Annotated in this window: 14 protein-coding genes; 6 read left to right on the top strand and 8 right to left on the bottom strand. The window is 63.5% G+C overall.

The window, feature by feature from the left end; genetic code table 11:
- The first annotated feature begins 55 nt into the window (after positions 1 to 55).
- Positions 56 to 361, top strand: a complete 306-nt coding sequence (locus B5D62_RS06340) for a hypothetical protein (protein ID WP_085932926.1) — start codon at positions 56 to 58, stop codon at positions 359 to 361.
- Here the strand turns inward: B5D62_RS06340 and eno are convergent.
- From eno to tpiA, 6 genes are all read right to left on the bottom strand, one after another.
- Positions 358 to 1,632, bottom strand: coding sequence for a phosphopyruvate hydratase (gene eno, locus B5D62_RS06335; protein ID WP_085932925.1), 1,275 nt, complete (start codon positions 1,630 to 1,632; stop codon positions 358 to 360). The genes B5D62_RS06340 and eno overlap by 4 nt on opposite strands.
- Before the next feature lie 149 nt (positions 1,633 to 1,781).
- Positions 1,782 to 2,627, bottom strand: coding sequence for a peptidoglycan-binding domain-containing protein (locus tag B5D62_RS06330; RefSeq protein ID WP_139373738.1), 846 nt, complete (start codon positions 2,625 to 2,627; stop codon positions 1,782 to 1,784).
- 45 nt (positions 2,628 to 2,672) lie between these two features.
- Positions 2,673 to 3,437, bottom strand: coding sequence for a hypothetical protein (locus B5D62_RS06325; RefSeq protein ID WP_085932923.1), 765 nt, complete (start codon positions 3,435 to 3,437; stop codon positions 2,673 to 2,675).
- Between the two features lie 52 nt (positions 3,438 to 3,489).
- The gene (locus B5D62_RS06320) at positions 3,490 to 5,121 is read right to left on the bottom strand and encodes a CTP synthase (RefSeq protein ID WP_085932922.1); all 1,632 of its coding nucleotides are present in this window, start codon (positions 5,119 to 5,121) and stop codon (positions 3,490 to 3,492) included.
- Between the two features lie 99 nt (positions 5,122 to 5,220).
- Positions 5,221 to 5,625: a preprotein translocase subunit SecG gene (gene secG, locus B5D62_RS06315; protein WP_085932921.1), complete on the bottom strand. Its 405-nt coding sequence runs from the start codon at positions 5,623 to 5,625 to the stop codon at positions 5,221 to 5,223.
- A 52-nt stretch (positions 5,626 to 5,677) separates the two neighbouring features.
- The gene (tpiA, locus tag B5D62_RS06310; RefSeq protein WP_085932920.1) at positions 5,678 to 6,433 is read right to left on the bottom strand and encodes a triose-phosphate isomerase; all 756 of its coding nucleotides are present in this window, start codon (positions 6,431 to 6,433) and stop codon (positions 5,678 to 5,680) included.
- A 143-nt stretch (positions 6,434 to 6,576) separates the two neighbouring features.
- Here tpiA and B5D62_RS06305 point away from each other — a divergent pair, with 143 nt between their 5' ends.
- The 5 genes from B5D62_RS06305 to B5D62_RS06285 all read left to right on the top strand — a co-directional run bounded on the left by B5D62_RS06305 (position 6,577) and on the right by B5D62_RS06285 (position 12,944).
- Positions 6,577 to 8,511, top strand: a complete 1,935-nt coding sequence (locus tag B5D62_RS06305) for a peptidylprolyl isomerase (protein WP_085932919.1) — start codon at positions 6,577 to 6,579, stop codon at positions 8,509 to 8,511.
- 4 nt (positions 8,512 to 8,515) lie between these two features.
- Entirely contained in the window at positions 8,516 to 10,048 is a 1,533-nt protein-coding gene (gene trpE / locus B5D62_RS06300; protein ID WP_085932918.1) for an anthranilate synthase component I, read from the top strand.
- Between the two features lie 412 nt (positions 10,049 to 10,460).
- Positions 10,461 to 11,273 (top strand): enoyl-CoA hydratase/isomerase family protein, encoded by an 813-nt coding sequence (locus B5D62_RS06295; RefSeq protein ID WP_085932917.1) that lies wholly within the window; start codon positions 10,461 to 10,463, stop codon positions 11,271 to 11,273.
- 10 nt (positions 11,274 to 11,283) lie between these two features.
- A complete protein-coding gene (locus B5D62_RS06290) occupies positions 11,284 to 12,036 on the top strand; it encodes an SDR family oxidoreductase (RefSeq protein ID WP_085932916.1) in 753 nt (250 codons plus the stop codon).
- A gap of 26 nt (positions 12,037 to 12,062) precedes the next feature.
- Positions 12,063 to 12,944 (top strand): TauD/TfdA dioxygenase family protein, encoded by an 882-nt coding sequence (locus B5D62_RS06285; RefSeq protein ID WP_085932915.1) that lies wholly within the window; start codon positions 12,063 to 12,065, stop codon positions 12,942 to 12,944.
- A gap of 57 nt (positions 12,945 to 13,001) precedes the next feature.
- Here B5D62_RS06285 and B5D62_RS06280 read toward each other — a convergent pair whose 3' ends face one another.
- Together B5D62_RS06280 and B5D62_RS06275 are read right to left on the bottom strand one after the other, a co-directional pair.
- Positions 13,002 to 14,021: an aldo/keto reductase gene (locus tag B5D62_RS06280; RefSeq protein ID WP_085932914.1), complete on the bottom strand. Its 1,020-nt coding sequence runs from the start codon at positions 14,019 to 14,021 to the stop codon at positions 13,002 to 13,004.
- A gap of 113 nt (positions 14,022 to 14,134) precedes the next feature.
- Positions 14,135 to 15,349: an acyl-CoA dehydrogenase family protein gene (locus B5D62_RS06275; RefSeq protein WP_085932913.1), complete on the bottom strand. Its 1,215-nt coding sequence runs from the start codon at positions 15,347 to 15,349 to the stop codon at positions 14,135 to 14,137.
- Between the last annotated feature and the right edge of the window lie 80 nt (positions 15,350 to 15,429).

The following is a 15,429-nucleotide window of genomic DNA, read 5'->3' as shown; positions in this document are numbered from 1 at the left end:
ATCAACCTTCAATTTTCGCCAATACCGGCGGCGGTTCCTGCGTCACGCTGTCGGCATGATCGCCAGACTCTGGAGAGGACGCGCAACCACACAAGCCGAACGTTACTATCGGCATGCCACCGCCACAGTTTTTCCGGAGCTGGCCAAACTCCGAGGCCATCGCGGCGCCTGGTTACTGCGACGGGAAGTCGATGGGCAGACGGAATTCCTAGCCTTGACGCTGTGGGACTCCGTGGACGCCATCAAGGCCTTCGCGGGTGAAGATATCTCCGTAGCCATAGTCGAGCCGGAGGGCCAGACCGCCCTCTCGGCATATGACGATTTTGCGGTCCACTACGAGGTGGCTTTCACCACGCCTTAGCGCAGGATCGACTTGCCGGCGTAACGCGCCTGGGTACCGAGCTGCTCCTCGATCCGCAGAAGCTGGTTGTACTTGGCGAGCCGGTCGGAGCGCGACAGGGAGCCTGTCTTGATCTGACCGCAGTTCGTGGCAACGGCCAGATCGGCGATCGTCGAATCCTCGGTTTCACCCGAGCGGTGGGACATCACCGCGCCATAGCTGGCGTTACGCGCCATGGAGACCGCTTCCATCGTCTCGGTCAGCGTACCGATCTGGTTCACCTTCACCAGAATGGCGTTGGCGATGCCGCTGTGAATGCCATCGGCCAGTCGCTTGGGATTTGTGACGAACAGATCGTCGCCGACGAGTTGGATCTTCTTGCCGAGTCGGTCGGTGATCGCCTTCCAGCCGATCATGTCGTCCTCGGCCATGCCGTCCTCGATCGAGACGATCGGATAGTTGCTGACGAGGCGGGCGTAGTATTCAACCATGCCCTCGGCATCGAGTGACTTTCCCTCGCCTTCGAGCTCGTACTTGCCGTCCTTGAAGAATTCCGTCGACGCCGGGTCGAGCGCGAGCATCACATCCTCACCCGGAACGTAGCCCGCCTTCTCGATCGCCTTCATAATGAAGGACAGTGCCTCGTCGGCGGTGGCCAGGTTGGGCGCGAAGCCGCCTTCGTCTCCGACATTGGTGTTGTGGCCGGCATCCTTCAGCTGGCTGCGCAGGGCGTGGAAGACTTCAGACCCCATGCGCAACGCGTCGGCGAACCGCTCCGCCTTCACCGGCATGATCATGAATTCCTGGATATCGATCGGATTGTCCGCGTGCGCGCCGCCGTTGATGATGTTCATCATCGGCACGGGCAGTACCGATGCTTGGCTGCCGCCGACATAGCGATAGAGCGGCAGTCCGCTATCCATTGCCGCGGCCTTGGCGACGGCCAGGGAAACGCCGAGAATGGCGTTGGCGCCCAGTCTCCCTTTGTTGGGGGTGCCATCGAGCTGGATCAGGGCGCGATCGATCTTGATCTGGTCCAGGGCATCGAGGCCGGACAGGAGATCCATGATCTCGCCGTTCACGGCCGCCACGGCCTTCAGCACACCCTTGCCGCCGTAACGCTTCTTGTCGCCGTCGCGCAGTTCGACCGCTTCGTGCGCTCCCGTGGAGGCTCCCGATGGCACCGCAGCGCGGCCCATGGCTCCGCTTTCGAGTTCGACTTCAACCTCGACCGTCGGATTGCCTCGGCTATCGAGGATTTCGCGGCCGCGGATATCGACAATGGCGCTCATGGGCAAACTCCGGTTAGCAGCGCGGCCTGTCTAGCGGCACGCGTTCCCCGGAGCAAGTGACGGGGCGGCGCAGGTTTCCGACAGGCTGGAGAAGTCCCTGTTCGCAGCGCCGCTGGGTGACTGGAGCGACGGCCCTCCGAAGCGACAGCCTACCGCCACGCGCTTTTGAGCGACTGTTCTGTCTTCCACTTTTCGACGGCGGCCACGTCGTCGCAGGAAAAGGCCTGCGCATTCTTGCGCGGATTGCCTTCTACCCACGCGAACATCAGACATTGCGGGTAATTCACGTCGCCTTGCTTGGTCTGGAAGGTCACCTGCGCGGTGACCGCGTCGCCGGAACCGGCCTCGCCATAATCCTCTACCGACGGAGCGATATCGCCAATCGTGCGCCCAGCGGTCTTGTCATCGGCATACCACTTGGCGAAGGCCTGGAACTGGTCGCCGGCCACGCCCTTGCCGTCGGCAGCAACATAGGCCTTGAGATCGCGCACCAACGCCTGCACCGCCGCCTCGGCCTTGGGTTCAGCAGCCTTCCGGCGCTCCGCCAGGCGCGCCTGCAGGGCCTTCAGAGCCTCCGCGTTCGATGTCGCCGCAGGCGGCGATGGTGGTGTTGCCGGAGTTGCGCCGGCTGCCGAGGGATTGATGCGCTTGATCGGAACTTTGGCGGCCTCGTTGTTCAGGGTAACCGCTTCCGTTGGCGTCAACTTGCCGACCGGCGTGTAACCGTGACCCTTCTGCCAGTCGGTGATCGCTTTTTCCGAGGCCTCCGATTGAAGATTGCCGTCGATCGGCCCGTTGTACTTGTCGAGCGTGCGCAGCGACTCTTGAAGTTTGCGGCGCTCCGACTCCGGGCTTTTGAGGACGCTGGCGTAATCCGGTGCCGGCGTCGGTGCTGGGCGAGGCGCGGCTTGAGGCGAAGCGCCGCCGTTGCTCGTGCAGCCCGCCGGATTCTGGAAGCATCGCTCGACCTCTCCTGCGCTCTGGGCCACGGCCATGCCCGGTGCAAGCAGCAGAAGACCAAGCAACCCGGCGCACCTCATTCAAATGCCGCCATAGGTATTGGTGGCGAGCTGAGCCGGCAGGCCGATCACCATCACGATCGGCTGCCCGTTGCGGTTCTGCCCGCGGGCGACGATATGGTCGTTTGGCGCGCCAGTGCGGCTTTCATAGTTCCCATTGCCGCCGAATTTGCCATTGAAGCAGGAAAGCGAGAAGCGGCCGCTGTTCGGGGCTTCATTGGTGAACGTCCCCTCGCACACCGGTTCGGCATTCACATTGTCGATCGAAAAAGTCACGGAACGGTCGTGACCGATCAGAGCGCCGTAGCGGGCACTGCCGTTCAGGCGGGCGATATTGCCTTGGCCGTCGCGGTAGAAGATCGAGGCCGGCCCATAAGCCTGCTCGGGCATGGAGTCGCGCGGAACGACATACTTGTCGTCGCTGATGACCACCTTGCATTGGCAATTGATGTTGTAGTTCTCGCCCAGCGGACCCAACTCGGCGAGCTTGCGGTTGCAGGTCGAGAGAGCGGTATCCTGGACCTCGCGCTCGCTCATCTGCCCGCGCGTGTAGGAGTCGGCGTAGACGAAAGCGCACTGGCGGGGCATGGGCACGGCAACGGACTTGTGGCTTGCTGCCATCGTCTCGGTATTGACCCAATATCGCTGCGCCATCTCGGGGAAACGCAGGAAGATCGGGTCCCGGCGCTCCGGCTTGCCGTATGGCGAGTTGCTGGCGTACTGCGCCCCGGCCTGGCCACAGAGCGTCACCAGGGCAATCAGGGAGATAAGCAGCGGGCGGATCATGGTCTGCGACTTCAGCCGAGAAAGGTGACGGAAATGCGACCCGCCCCGCCGGCTAGACGAGCCTGCTCTGGGCCTTGGCCGCGCCTATGAAGGAGGTGAACAAGGGATGTGGCGCAAAGGGGCGGGATTTCAGCTCCGGGTGGTACTGAACGCCGATGAACCAGGGATGATCGGGTATTTCGACGATTTCCGGCAACACGCCGTCGGGCGACATGCCCGAAAAACGCAATCCGACCTGCTCGAGCCGGTCCTTGTAATTGACGTTCACTTCGTAGCGATGGCGGTGGCGTTCGCTGATCACGTCCTGGCCGTAAATCTCATGCACCTTGGTGCCGCGTCGCAGATGAGCCGGATAGGCGCCCAGCCGCATGGTGCCGCCCAGATCGCCGTCGGCAACGCGCTTCTCGACCTGATTGCCGCGCGTCCATTCCGTCATCAACCCGACCACCGCGTGCTCCGTCGGACCGAATTCGCTCGACGAGGCATCCTCGATGCCGAGCAGGTTGCGGGCCGCCTCGATCACGGCCATCTGCATGCCGAAGCAGATGCCGAGGAACGGCACCTTGCGTTCACGGGCGAATTTGACCGCGTGGATCTTGCCTTCCGTGCCGCGTTCACCGAAGCCGCCGGGGACGAGAATGCCGTGGACATTCTCAAGATGGCTGACGGCATCGTCGCGCTCGAAGATCTCGGAGTCCATCCACTCCAGCCCGACCTTGACGTTGCTGCCGAAGCCGCCATGCGTCAGAGCCTCGCTGAGCGACTTGTAGGCATCGAGCAGAACCGTGTACTTGCCGACAACGGCAATCGTTACCTTGCCTTCCGGCTCGCGCACCGACCGCACGATGCCGCGCCAGCGATCGAGATTCGGCTCCTTGTCCGCTTCCAGGCCGAAGTAACGGCAGACCTCACGGTCGAATCCTTCGTCGTGGTAGGCGATCGGCACCTGATAGATGGTGTCGACGTCGCGCGCTTCGATCACGCGCTCGGGCTTCACGTTGCAGAACTGGGCGATCTTGCGCCGTTCATTGGCTGGGATTTCCTTGTCGCCCGACCGGCACAGCAGCAGGTCCGGCTGGATCCCAACGCTCAGCAGTTCCTTCACCGAATGCTGGGTCGGCTTGGTCTTGAGCTCACCCGCCGTCGGCACCCACGGCAGCAGCGTGAGGTGCACGAACATGGTGCGTTCCCGGCCGAGTTCGTTGGCCAGCTGACGGATCGCTTCGAGAAACGGCAGACTCTCGATGTCGCCCACGGTACCGCCGATCTCGACCAGGACGAAATCCTCTGCCTCGGTGTCCGTGACGATGAATTCGTTGATCGCATCGGTGACGTGGGGAATGACCTGCACCGTCGCACCCAGATATTCGCCGTGGCGCTCCCGGGCGATCACCGTCGAATAGATGCGGCCGGTCGTGACATTGTCGCTTTGCCGCGCATCGACACCGGTGAAACGCTCATAATGGCCGAGGTCGAGGTCGGTTTCGGCGCCATCGTCCGTCACGAACACTTCGCCGTGTTGGTAGGGGCTCATCGTGCCCGGATCGACGTTCAGGTATGGGTCGAGCTTGCGCAGCCTGACGCGGAAACCGCGCGCCTGCAGCAGCGCTCCCAGCGCCGCCGACGAAAGACCTTTACCAAGCGAGGAAACCACGCCGCCCGTTATGAAAATAAAGCGCGTCATGGGCTTACAGACTATCAAAGATGGAAGGACGCAGCCATGGGGATATCGCCCCCGTCGGCGGCAATTCGACGAAGGAACGGTCAGCGGTCGTCATTGTTGTTAGCGGTTGGGCGCCGAGGGCGCTGCCGGTACGCTCGGTGCCGTGCCGCCGGGAGCCGGAGCGGCTGGCGCCGTATTCCCCGTCGTCGGTGCGGTCGGTACGGCCGGCGCATTGGTTCCGGCCGGAATGGTGTCCATGATCGAGGTGGACCGCGTCGGTCCACCGACACTCCACGCCATCACCAGGCTCAGAAAGAAGAAGATGCCGGCAAAGATCGCGGTCATGCGCGACAGGATGTTGGCCTGGCCGCGGACGGAAAACAGGGCATCGGTCCGGCCCATGCCGAGGCCGCCGCCTTCGCTGCGCTGAAGCAGGATGACGACGATCATGGCGGCGGTGACGCCGACATGGATGATCAGCAACACTACTCGCCAATCGTGCAGAAAGCCTCGTACCGCGTCCATTTCGTCCAGCGTTTAGGTGGGGGCCTCGATCAAGCCGGCGCTTCTAGCCTCTTTAGACCGCCTTGGCGATAGCCAAAAATTCGTCAACCTTGAGGCTGGCCCCGCCGACCAGGGCGCCATCGACATCGCCGGCCGCAAGCAGTTCGGCCGCATTGCTGGCCTTCACCGAACCGCCATAGAGCAGCCTCACCCCCGCCGCATCGGGCATCAGGCCGTCCAGCACCTTGCGAATATGGGCATGGGCCGCGGCGACCTCGGCGATCGTCGGCGTTTTTCCGGTGCCGATCGCCCAGACCGGCTCGTAGGCCACGACAAGCTTGGCGGCAGTTGCCCCCGCCGGCACGCTGCCCTTCAACTGGTTCGCAAGCACGGAGAAGGTCATTCCGGCCTCCTGCTCGGCCAACGTCTCGCCAATGCACACGATGGGCAGCAGTCCGGCGCGACAGGCTGCCTCCGCCTTGGCCCGCACATCCGCATCCGTCTCGCCGCAATCGGTCCGGCGCTCCGAATGTCCGACGATGACACAGGCCGCGCCGCAATCGCGCAGCATTTCCGCCGCTATGTCTCCGGTGTGCGCGCCACTGGGCTTGGCATGGCAGTTCTGGCCACCGACCAGCACCCCGCTCCCCTTCACCGCCTCCGCCACGGCCATTACCAGCGTCGCCGGCGGGCAGATCAGCACCTCCCGGTCCGTCCAGCCCGTCTGCCGGACGCCGTCAGCAATCCCGCTCGCCAGGGCCAGTGCATCCGCCTTCAGGCCGTTCATCTTCCAGTTGCCGGCAATCAGCGGCCGTCTCGTGCGCGCCATGGAACACCCCTCTTTTTGCTTGCCGCGTGTCTAGCGGCGGCCGGCCTGCCGGTAAAGGCCGCTTGGTTGCCTGTCCGTGAGGCGGGTGGTAGGCATGCGCCCGCCGCGGCTCTGCCGTTCTTTTCGCCCACGAAGCTCGTCCCGTGAACAAGTTCCGAAAATACGCCAGCTACATCATCATGTCCGTGCTCCTCGGCATGCTCATTATCAGCTTCGCGCTGTGGGGCATCGGCGACATGCTGCGGATGGGAGGGCAAAGCAACGACGTGGCCCATGTCGGCGGGTTTCATGTTCCCGTCTACGGCTGGGTCGGTGGAACCTCCGTATCGATTCAGGATGTGCGCGACCGCTTCAACCGCCAGCTCGACCAGATCCAGCGGCAGACCGGCCAGCGCCCGGATCCGGACCAGGCTGTCCGGTACGGCTTGAATGTCCGGGCGCTCGAGGATGTGGTGCAGCGCGCGGTCATCGACCAGGCCATGAACGACTATGGCATCGTCGTCAGTGACGCCCAGGTTCGCCAGGTCATTGCCCAGAATCCCGCCTTCCAGGGCGCGGGCAACAAGTTCGACCCGATGAAGTATCGCAATCTCCTCCAGCAGGCCCGCATCAACGAGGCATCCTATGTCGCGGATGTCCGGCGCGAGATCGGCTCGACGGAGCTGTTCGGCACGGTCCGCACCGAAGGTATCGGCCCCAAGAGCCTGCGCGACGACATCTTCAAGATGGAGAGCGAGAAGCGCATCGGCGAGACGATCTATGTGCCCGATTCGATCGTGACCGACGTGCCCAAGCCGACGGCAGAACAACTCGGCACCTATTTCGACGCCAACAAGGCGCGTTTCCAGATCCCGGAATACCGAGCTTTCTCCTACGTCCTGCTGACGACCAACGACGTCATGGATCAGGTTTCGGTCACGCCTGATCAGGTGAAGCAGGAATACGATTCCCGGGCCGCCGAGTTCGGTGCGCCCGAGAAGCGCGATGTCGACCAGGCGATGACCGACAGCGAGGACAAGGCCAAAGCCATCATCGCCGCGGTCAAGGAGGGCAAGTCGCTCGAGGAAGCGGCCAAGCAAGTGACCGGCAGCGCCGACGGCGTCATCAAGCTTGGCCTCATCCAGAAGAAGGACCTGCCCGCGGGTCCCCTTGCCGACGGCATTTTCAGCCTTCCCGAGGGCGTCGCCTCCGAACCGATCAAATCGCCGCTGGGTTGGCATGTCGTCCGGATCAACAAGATCGAAGCCGGCAAGGTGACGCCGTTCGACGAGGTCAAGGACAAGCTCGAGAAGGATCTGAAGGCTCAGGCTGCGCCTGACCTGCTGGTCAAGCTGGCAAACGATTTCGATCGCGAGCTGGGCAAGGGCCAGTCGATGGCGGATGCCGCCAAAGCGTTGGGCCTCAAGGTCGTGACCGTGGAGAACGTCGATGCCCGTGGCCAGGACCAGTCGGGCAAGCAGGTGGTGATCGGGCCGGCCGCAGCTGAGCTCGTCCAGGCCGCCTTCTCGACGCGCGAAGGCAGCGACAGCGATCTGCTCGAGACGCCGAAGGGCGAATATTTCATCGTCCATACCGACCGTATCACGCCATCGCGGACGCCAGCCCTGTCCGAAGTCGAGGCCAAGGTCGCGCAGGCTTGGGAGGCCGAGCAGCGCCGCAAGATGGCGGACCAGAAGGTCAAGGAACTGGTCGACAAGGCCAATGCCGGCGGTGATCTCCCGGCCTTGGCCAAGGAGCTCGGCCTCGAACTGCGGACCACCAAGGTCGTGACGCGGTTCGATTCGGACACCGGCAACTATCTGAGCCAACCCGTTACCCAGGCCCTGTTCAAGCTGGCCGTCGGCAAAGTGCAGGCCGTGCGTACCGCCGACGGTAACGTCATCGTGCGGGCCAAGGAAATCCAGCCGGCCGACCTCGCCAAGGCGAAGGACCAGCTCGATCGCTTCGGCACGCAGCTCGACACGATGATCGCCAACGACCTCGTCGCCCAGCTCCTGGCGGCGTTGCGCGCGAAGTACGGCGTGCAGGTCAACGAACAGGTCTTCCAGGCCGCCTTCCAGTCCCAGCAGCCCCAGTAACGCCATGCCCGCCTCCCCTGATTATGATGCTTTCGCCAAGGTCTACGAGTCGGGCAAGCCGCAGCTGGTCTGGACCAAGGCGGTAGCCGATCTCGAGACGCCGGTTTCGGCCTATCTCAAGCTCGCCGACGGCCGGCCGAATTCGTTCCTGCTGGAATCGGTCGAGGGTGGCTCGGTGCGCGGGCGCTATTCCATCATCGGCTTCAAGCCGGATGTGATCTGGCGGTGCCGCCGTGGTCAGGCGGAGATCAATCGCAGGGCCCGCAGCGATGCCCACGCCTTCGAGCCGCTCGAGGGCCGGCCGCTGGAGACGCTGCGCGCCCTGATCCGCGAGTGCCAGATGGATCTGCCGCAGGGCTTGCCGCCGATGGCGTCGGGCCTGTTCGGCTTTCTCGGCTATGACATGGTCCGCGACATGGAGCGGCTGCCGGACAAGAACCCGGACCCGCTCGGCCTGCCCGATGCGATCATGGTGCGCCCGACGCTGATCTGCATCTTCGACCGCCTCGAGGACAACGTGGCCATGGTCACGCCCGTCTGGCCGCAGCCGGGTATCGGCGCGCGCGCGGCCTATGAAGCCGCCGAGGAGCGGCTGGCCGACGCGGTCTCCGACTTCGAGCGCTCCCTACCCTACCGGCGGGAGAACGCCGATGTGCTCGACAGCCTGCCCCAGCCGCAGGCCAACATGTCGAAGGACGCGTTCAAGAAGATGGTCGAGACCTGCAAGGAATACATCCTTGCCGGCGACGCGTTCCAGATCGTGCCATCGCAGCGTTTCTCCCTGCCGTTCAAGCTGCCGCCGTTGTCGCTCTACCGCTCTCTGCGCCGCCTCAACCCGTCGCCGTTCCTGATCTTCTTCGACTATGGCGACTTCTCCATTGTCGGCTCCAGTCCAGAGATCCTGGTCCGACTGCGCGACAACACCGTCACCATCCGCCCGCTTGCCGGCACCCGCCGCCGCGGTGCCACGCCGGAAGAAGACAAGCGGCTGGCCGACGAACTGCTGGCCGATCCCAAGGAGCGAGCCGAGCATCTGATGCTGGTCGACCTGGCCCGCAACGATGTCGGCCGCGTGTCCAAGATCGGCTCGGTGAAGGTGGTCGAGCAGTTCACCATCGAGAAGTACAGCCACGTCCAGCACATCAGCAGCCACGTCGAGGGCAAGCTGCAGGACGGCCTCGAGGCCCTCGACGCGCTGAAGGCAGGCTTCCCGGCGGGCACGCTCTCCGGCGCGCCGAAGGTCCGCGCCATGCAGATCATCGACGAGCTCGAGCCGGTGCGGCGCGGCATCTATGCCGGCTGCGCCGGTTACTTCGCCGCCAACGGGTCGATGGATACCTGCATCCTGCTGCGCACCGGCCTGGTGAAGGATAACACGCTCTACGTGCAAGCCGGCGTCGGCGTCGTGGCCGATTCCGATCTCGAGGCCGAGTACCAGGAGAGCATCCAGAAGGCGCGTGCCCTGGTTCAAGCTGCTGAGGAGGCTATCCGCTTCGCCTCGGCCGGCAACTGGAACGCCGGCAACACGCGCCGCTAAGCTGACCGCAGCCACTCTCGAGTTCATTCTCCCGAGGTCTGAAGAGCGCGGTCGCCGCGCTCTACTGAACCACGCGTTCCTGGCGCTTCGGCTCTTTCTCGATTGCGAGAAAACGCGCTTTTCGGGAATTTGCGAGACGCCATCGAAAAACTCTTTTGCATCATAGACTTGCCGTACCTGGCGAACGTTCTTTCCCGAACGTTCCCGAATTCGGGAATTTGGCCCTCACTCCACACTGGTCGCGACGAGGAACGGCTGCACCTCCATCGGGGCCACGCGCGCATTGTAACCGCGGTCGCTTGCCAGACCGGATTCTGGTCACCAATGCGCCGCCATCGTTCGCGCGGCGAAAGCGGCTTCGCTGGAGTAGCGCCACCGAGATGATAGGCTTCTCCCAAACGGAGGAGACCTTATGTCCGACTGGCAGAAGCGCTATCAGCGCCTGGTGTTTGATCGCCCGCATCCCAAGGTGCTGCGGGTCACGATGAACCGCCCCGAGAAGTACAACGCGACCGATGCGATCATGCATCGCGAGCTGGTCGAGGTCTGGCGCGACATCGACGGCGACGACTCGGTCAACTGCGTCATCATCCAGGGCGCCGGCGGCAAGGTGTTCTCGGCTGGTGGCGATTTCGACATCATCGAAAAGAACATGAAGGATCACAACGCCCTCCTCCGCACCTGGAAGGAAGCGCGCGACATCGTCTACAACGTGATCAATTGCTCCAAGCCGATCGTCAGCACGATCCGTGGCCCCGCCGTGGGCGCAGGTCTGGTAGCCGGAATCCTGGCCGACGTCTCGATCGCCTCGAAGAAGGCGCGCATCATCGACGGCCATACCCGTCTGGGCGTCGCCGCCGGCGATCATGCCTGCATTGTCTGGCCCCTGCTCTGCGGCATGGCCAAGGCCAAATACTATCTGCTGCTGTGCGAGTCCGTCGACGGCGAGGAAGCCGAGCGCATTGGCCTGGTCTCCCTCTGCGTCGAGGATGATCAACTCGAGGCCAAGGGCGTCGAGATCGCCACCAAGCTCGCCGAAGGCGCCCAGTCGGCGATCCGGTTCACCAAGTACGCGCTCAATAACTGGCTGCGCATGATGGGGCCGACCTTCGACACGTCGCTCGGCTTGGAAATGCTGGGCTTCCTCGGGCCGGATGTGAAGGAAGGCCTTGCCTCGCATCTGGAGAAGCGCAAGCCCAAGTTCGATCCCTACTCGCCGTTATGAGGACAGGCCCATGCGTGGACTGCAGGGAAAGAACGTCATTGTCACCGGCGGTGGCGGCGCGATCGGTGCTGCGATCTGCCGTCGCTTCGCCGGCTACGGCGCGAAGGTGGGCGTCTTCGACAAGAACCTCGATGCAGCGAAGAAAGTCGCGGGCGAGACCGGCGGCTTCGCCTATGGTGTCGACATCACCGACTATGCGGCTGTCGGGAAGGCAGTGGCCCAATTCGAGACGGACGCCGGACCCACCGGCATCCTGGTCAACAATGCCGGCTGGGACCGCTTTGCCAATTTCGTCGATACGACACCCGACCTGTGGGACCAGCTGATCGGCATCAATCTGCGCGGGCCCCTCAACGTGACCCACGCCGTGCTCAAGGGCATGGTTGGCCGCAGCCACGGTCGCATCGTCAATATTGCCTCGGATGCGGGGCGTGTGGGCTCGTCTCAGGAAGCGGTCTATTCTGCCTGCAAGGGCGGTATCATCGCCTTCACCAAGACCGTCGCTCGCGAAGTGGCGCGCAAGGGCATCACTCTCAATGCCGTTTGCCCGGGCCCGACCGACACGCCGCTGCTGGCAGCCGTGGCGGGTGACGACGAGCGCGGCCAGAAGGTCCGTGCTGCCCTGGTTGGTGCCATCCCGATGAAGCGGGTCGGGCAACCCGAGGACATTCCCGGCGCCGTCTGCTTTCTCGCCAGCGACGACGCCGCCTTCATCACCGGCCAGACGATCAGTGTGTCGGGCGGCTTGACGATGCACGGCTAGACGACCACCGTTTCGTGGAGGCAGACATGACGAGTGACCTCTGGATCCAGCCTACGGGCGCCGCTTTGGCGGCCGATGTCCATGGCATCGATCTGTCACAGCCAATAAGCGATGCCGTCTTTCAGCGCATCCTCGAGGCGTGGAACGAGCACCTGGTGCTGCGCTTTTCGGGGCAGCGCATCGACGATGCGACCCTGATGACGTTCAGCGCGCGTTTCGGCGAACTGGACCGCGCCCCGATCGCCGCCGTCGGTTTCGACCGAGCCGATTCGGCCATCGCCAAGGAAGCGGAACAGTGGGTGGCCGTCATCTCCAACGTGAAGATGAACGGCAAGCCGGTCGGCGGGCTCGGCAACGCCGAGCTCGTTTGGCACACCGACATGTCCTACAATCCGTTGCCGCCGCGCGCGAGCCTGCTCTACGCGCTCGAAGTTCCGCCGGACGGCGGCAATACCGGCTTCCTCAACATGTATCTCGCCTACGAGACACTGCCGGCCGACCTCAAGCGCGCCATAGACGGAAAGACCTGCATCCACGATTCGAGCCACAATTCGGCCGGCGAGCTGCGCAAGGGCTTTCAGACCACCTACGATGTCCGCCAGACGCCGGGAGCGGTCCATCCGCTCGTCCGCCTGCATCCCGTCACCAGGCGCAAGGCTTTGTTCCTGGGCCGGCGGCCTGGCGCCTACATCCACGGGCTCTCGGTCGAGGACAGCGAGACCCTGCTCGACGCGCTATGGGCCCACGCCACGCAAGAGCGCTTCACCTGGTATCAGAAGTGGCGAGTCGGCGATCTGGTGATGTGGGACAATCGCTGCGTCATGCACCGCCGAGATACGTTCGACGAGAGCTTGCGACGCCTGATGCATCGCACCCAGATCGTCGGCGAACCGGTGCTGGCGGGTTGAAGCGCACCTTAGGGTATGTCGTTCATCATATCGTATGATAATCGACATACGGCGCGTCTACGCTGGCATTCCCGGCATCTTGACCGCCGATTGCCGGCGCCCCGGCATCGGATCCTCGAAGGCGCGCGGATAGCGGGTGGGACGCGCCGACACCTTGTTCAAGCTGTCGAGCGCCTCGGCTGGCAAACGCCATCCGCCCGCTTTCAGCGTGTCGGCAAGCTGCTCGGCGTTCCGGGCACCGACGATGGCGCTGGTCATGAACGGCTGATCCATCACCCAGCGCAGAGCCGTCTGCGCCGGCGTACGGCCGATCTCCTTGGCCGTGTCGAGCAAGGTCTGCAGGATTTCGGCATGGTTGGGCGCAAAGAACCGCGCCTGGAAGCCCCAGCCCTCGGCCGAGCGCGTGCCCTGCACTTTCAGACTGCCCGGGGTGTATTTGCCAGCGAGATATCCTGAGGCTAGCGGCGACCAAGCCACCACTCCCAGCCCCTTGGCTTGGCACGCGGGCACGATCTCTTCATCGATGTCGCGAACCATGAGGCTGTATTGCGGCTGGTAGGCGTCGAATCGTGCCCAACCGTTGGTCTCGCTGATCCATAGCGTGTCGATCAGACGCCAGGCCTCGAAATTCGAGCAGGCCGTGTAGAGGATCTTGCCCTCGCGCACGAGATCGTCGAAGGCGCGCAGCGTCTCCTCGATCGGTGTCTGATGATCGACGTGATGGATGTAATAGATGTCGATGTAATCGGTCTGCAGACGCTTGAGGCTGCCTTCGACCTGCTGCTTGATGTGCAGTCGCGAAAGACCGGAATCGTTGATTCCGGGCCCCATGGGGTTGAATACCTTGGAGGCTATCACCGCCTTCTCTCGCCGCCCCTTCAGCGCAACGCCGAGCATTGTCTCCGAGGTGCCGCTCACATAGGCATTGGCCGTATCGAAGAAATTGACGCCGGCATCGAGCGCGGCATCGACCATCCGACTGGCGCCCGCCTGATCGGCGCCGTTGCCGAACGTCATCGTGCCGAGACAGATCTCCGAGACTTTCACGCCGGCGCGGCCGAGATTGCGGTAATCCATCTTTCCCTCCGTTCTCTCGGCCGGGGCGCCGAAGGGCGCGAAGCAGAGAGGCTCGTTTCAACCCTCGATCAGCTTCTCCTGGGGACGCAAGGCATACCGCCTGGGCCGCTGCCTCACAGTCCCAGCATCGCCTTCGCCAGCACGTTCCTCTGCACTTCCGAGGAACCGCCATAGATGGTGGTCTTGCGGTTGTTGAAATAGCGCGGGGCCACGTCATCGACATACTCGCCGCCGACGGGGACGACGTTGCTGTCGAAGTTGCGCAGTTCCGTGAACGGCACGCCATACCAGCCGACGGCCTCGACCGCGAGTTCGGTGACCTTCTGCCCGGCCTCCGTGCCTCGCATCTTCACGACCGAACCCATGTTGCCAGGCGCGTCGCCGGTCTTGAGGCTCGAATAGAACATCAGCTCGTTCATCTCGACGGCATCGATCTCCATCTCGACTGCAGCCATCTTCTCGCGCCACACCGGATTGGCCGAAAGAGGCTCGCCTTCGCTCAGCTGGCTCTTCGACAGGGTCTGCAAATGTCGGAACGCCTTGCGTAGCCGCGGTCCGAAGGCCTGGCCGCCGCGCTCGAACTCGAGCAGGTACTTGGCGTAGGTCCAGCCCTTGTTCTCCTCACCCACCAGATTTTCGACCGGGACCTTCACATCGGTGAAGAAGACCTGGTTCACCTCGTGCCGCATCGGCGTGCGCGTGCCATCGACCAGGTAGATCGGGTCGATTCGGATGCCGGGCGACTTCATGTCGATCAGCAGAAAGGAGATGCCTTCCTGCTGCTTGCCTTCGGTCGAGGTGCGCACGAGACAGAAGATCCAGTCGGCGAAATGCGCATTGGTGGTCCAGATCTTCTGGCCGTTGACGATGTAATGGTCGCCTTCGCGCACCGCCCGGGTACGCAGGCTGGCAAGATCAGAGCCCGAGCCCGGCTCGGAGTAGCCTTGGCACCAGAGTTCCTCGGCGGCGGCGATCTTCGGCAAGAAGCGCTTTTTCTGGGCCTCGCTACCGAACTTCATCAACACCGGCGCGACCATCTTGATGCTGAATGACGAGAGATAGGGCGAGTCCGCGCGCGCCATCTCCATTTCAAAAATGAACTTCTGCGTCGAGTTCCAGCCCGGGCCGCCATATTCCCTGGGCCAGTTCGGGCACAGCCAGCCCTTGCCAGCGAGCTTCTTCTGCCACTGCAGCAGCCGCTCCTTCGACACGTGGCTCGATCGACTACGGCGGCTTTCCTCGGCCACTTCCGGCGGCATGTTGGCCTCGATCCAGTCGCGTACTTCCTTCTGGAAGGCCAGTTCTTCTTCGTTGAACGCCAGATCCATTGCGTATGTCCCTACCCGTCGTCTCGACCGAAGCGCCCTAGGCGCGAAGCGGAGAGACCTTCTCTCGATTCGAAGGATAG

Origin of the sequence: Enhydrobacter aerosaccus (genome assembly GCF_900167455.1) — a bacterium.
Taxonomy (GTDB): Bacteria; Pseudomonadota; Alphaproteobacteria; order Reyranellales; family Reyranellaceae; genus Reyranella; species Reyranella aerosaccus.
The sequence above is the reverse complement of the archived record's forward strand: the minus strand, read 5'-3'. Positions and strand labels throughout refer to the sequence as shown.

Coding starts and splice junctions, on each gene's coding strand:
- B5D62_RS06290 (WP_085932916.1), top strand. CDS start 11,284: ATGCGTGGACTGCAGGGAAAGAACGTCATTGTCACCGGCGGTGGCGGC.
- B5D62_RS06280 (WP_085932914.1), bottom strand. CDS start 14,021: ATGGATTACCGCAATCTCGGCCGCGCCGGCGTGAAAGTCTCGGAGATC.
- B5D62_RS06285 (WP_085932915.1), top strand. CDS start 12,063: ATGACGAGTGACCTCTGGATCCAGCCTACGGGCGCCGCTTTGGCGGCC.
- trpE (WP_085932918.1), top strand. CDS start 8,516: ATGCCCGCCTCCCCTGATTATGATGCTTTCGCCAAGGTCTACGAGTCG.
- B5D62_RS06330 (WP_139373738.1), bottom strand. CDS start 2,627: ATGGCCGTGGCCCAGAGCGCAGGAGAGGTCGAGCGATGCTTCCAGAAT.
- eno (WP_085932925.1), bottom strand. CDS start 1,632: ATGAGCGCCATTGTCGATATCCGCGGCCGCGAAATCCTCGATAGCCGA.
- tpiA (WP_085932920.1), bottom strand. CDS start 6,433: ATGGCGCGCACGAGACGGCCGCTGATTGCCGGCAACTGGAAGATGAAC.
- B5D62_RS06325 (WP_085932923.1), bottom strand. CDS start 3,437: ATGATCCGCCCGCTGCTTATCTCCCTGATTGCCCTGGTGACGCTCTGT.
- B5D62_RS06295 (WP_085932917.1), top strand. CDS start 10,461: ATGTCCGACTGGCAGAAGCGCTATCAGCGCCTGGTGTTTGATCGCCCG.
- secG (WP_085932921.1), bottom strand. CDS start 5,625: ATGGACGCGGTACGAGGCTTTCTGCACGATTGGCGAGTAGTGTTGCTG.
- B5D62_RS06275 (WP_085932913.1), bottom strand. CDS start 15,349: ATGGATCTGGCGTTCAACGAAGAAGAACTGGCCTTCCAGAAGGAAGTA.
- B5D62_RS06320 (WP_085932922.1), bottom strand. CDS start 5,121: ATGACGCGCTTTATTTTCATAACGGGCGGCGTGGTTTCCTCGCTTGGT.
- B5D62_RS06340 (WP_085932926.1), top strand. CDS start 56: ATGATCGCCAGACTCTGGAGAGGACGCGCAACCACACAAGCCGAACGT.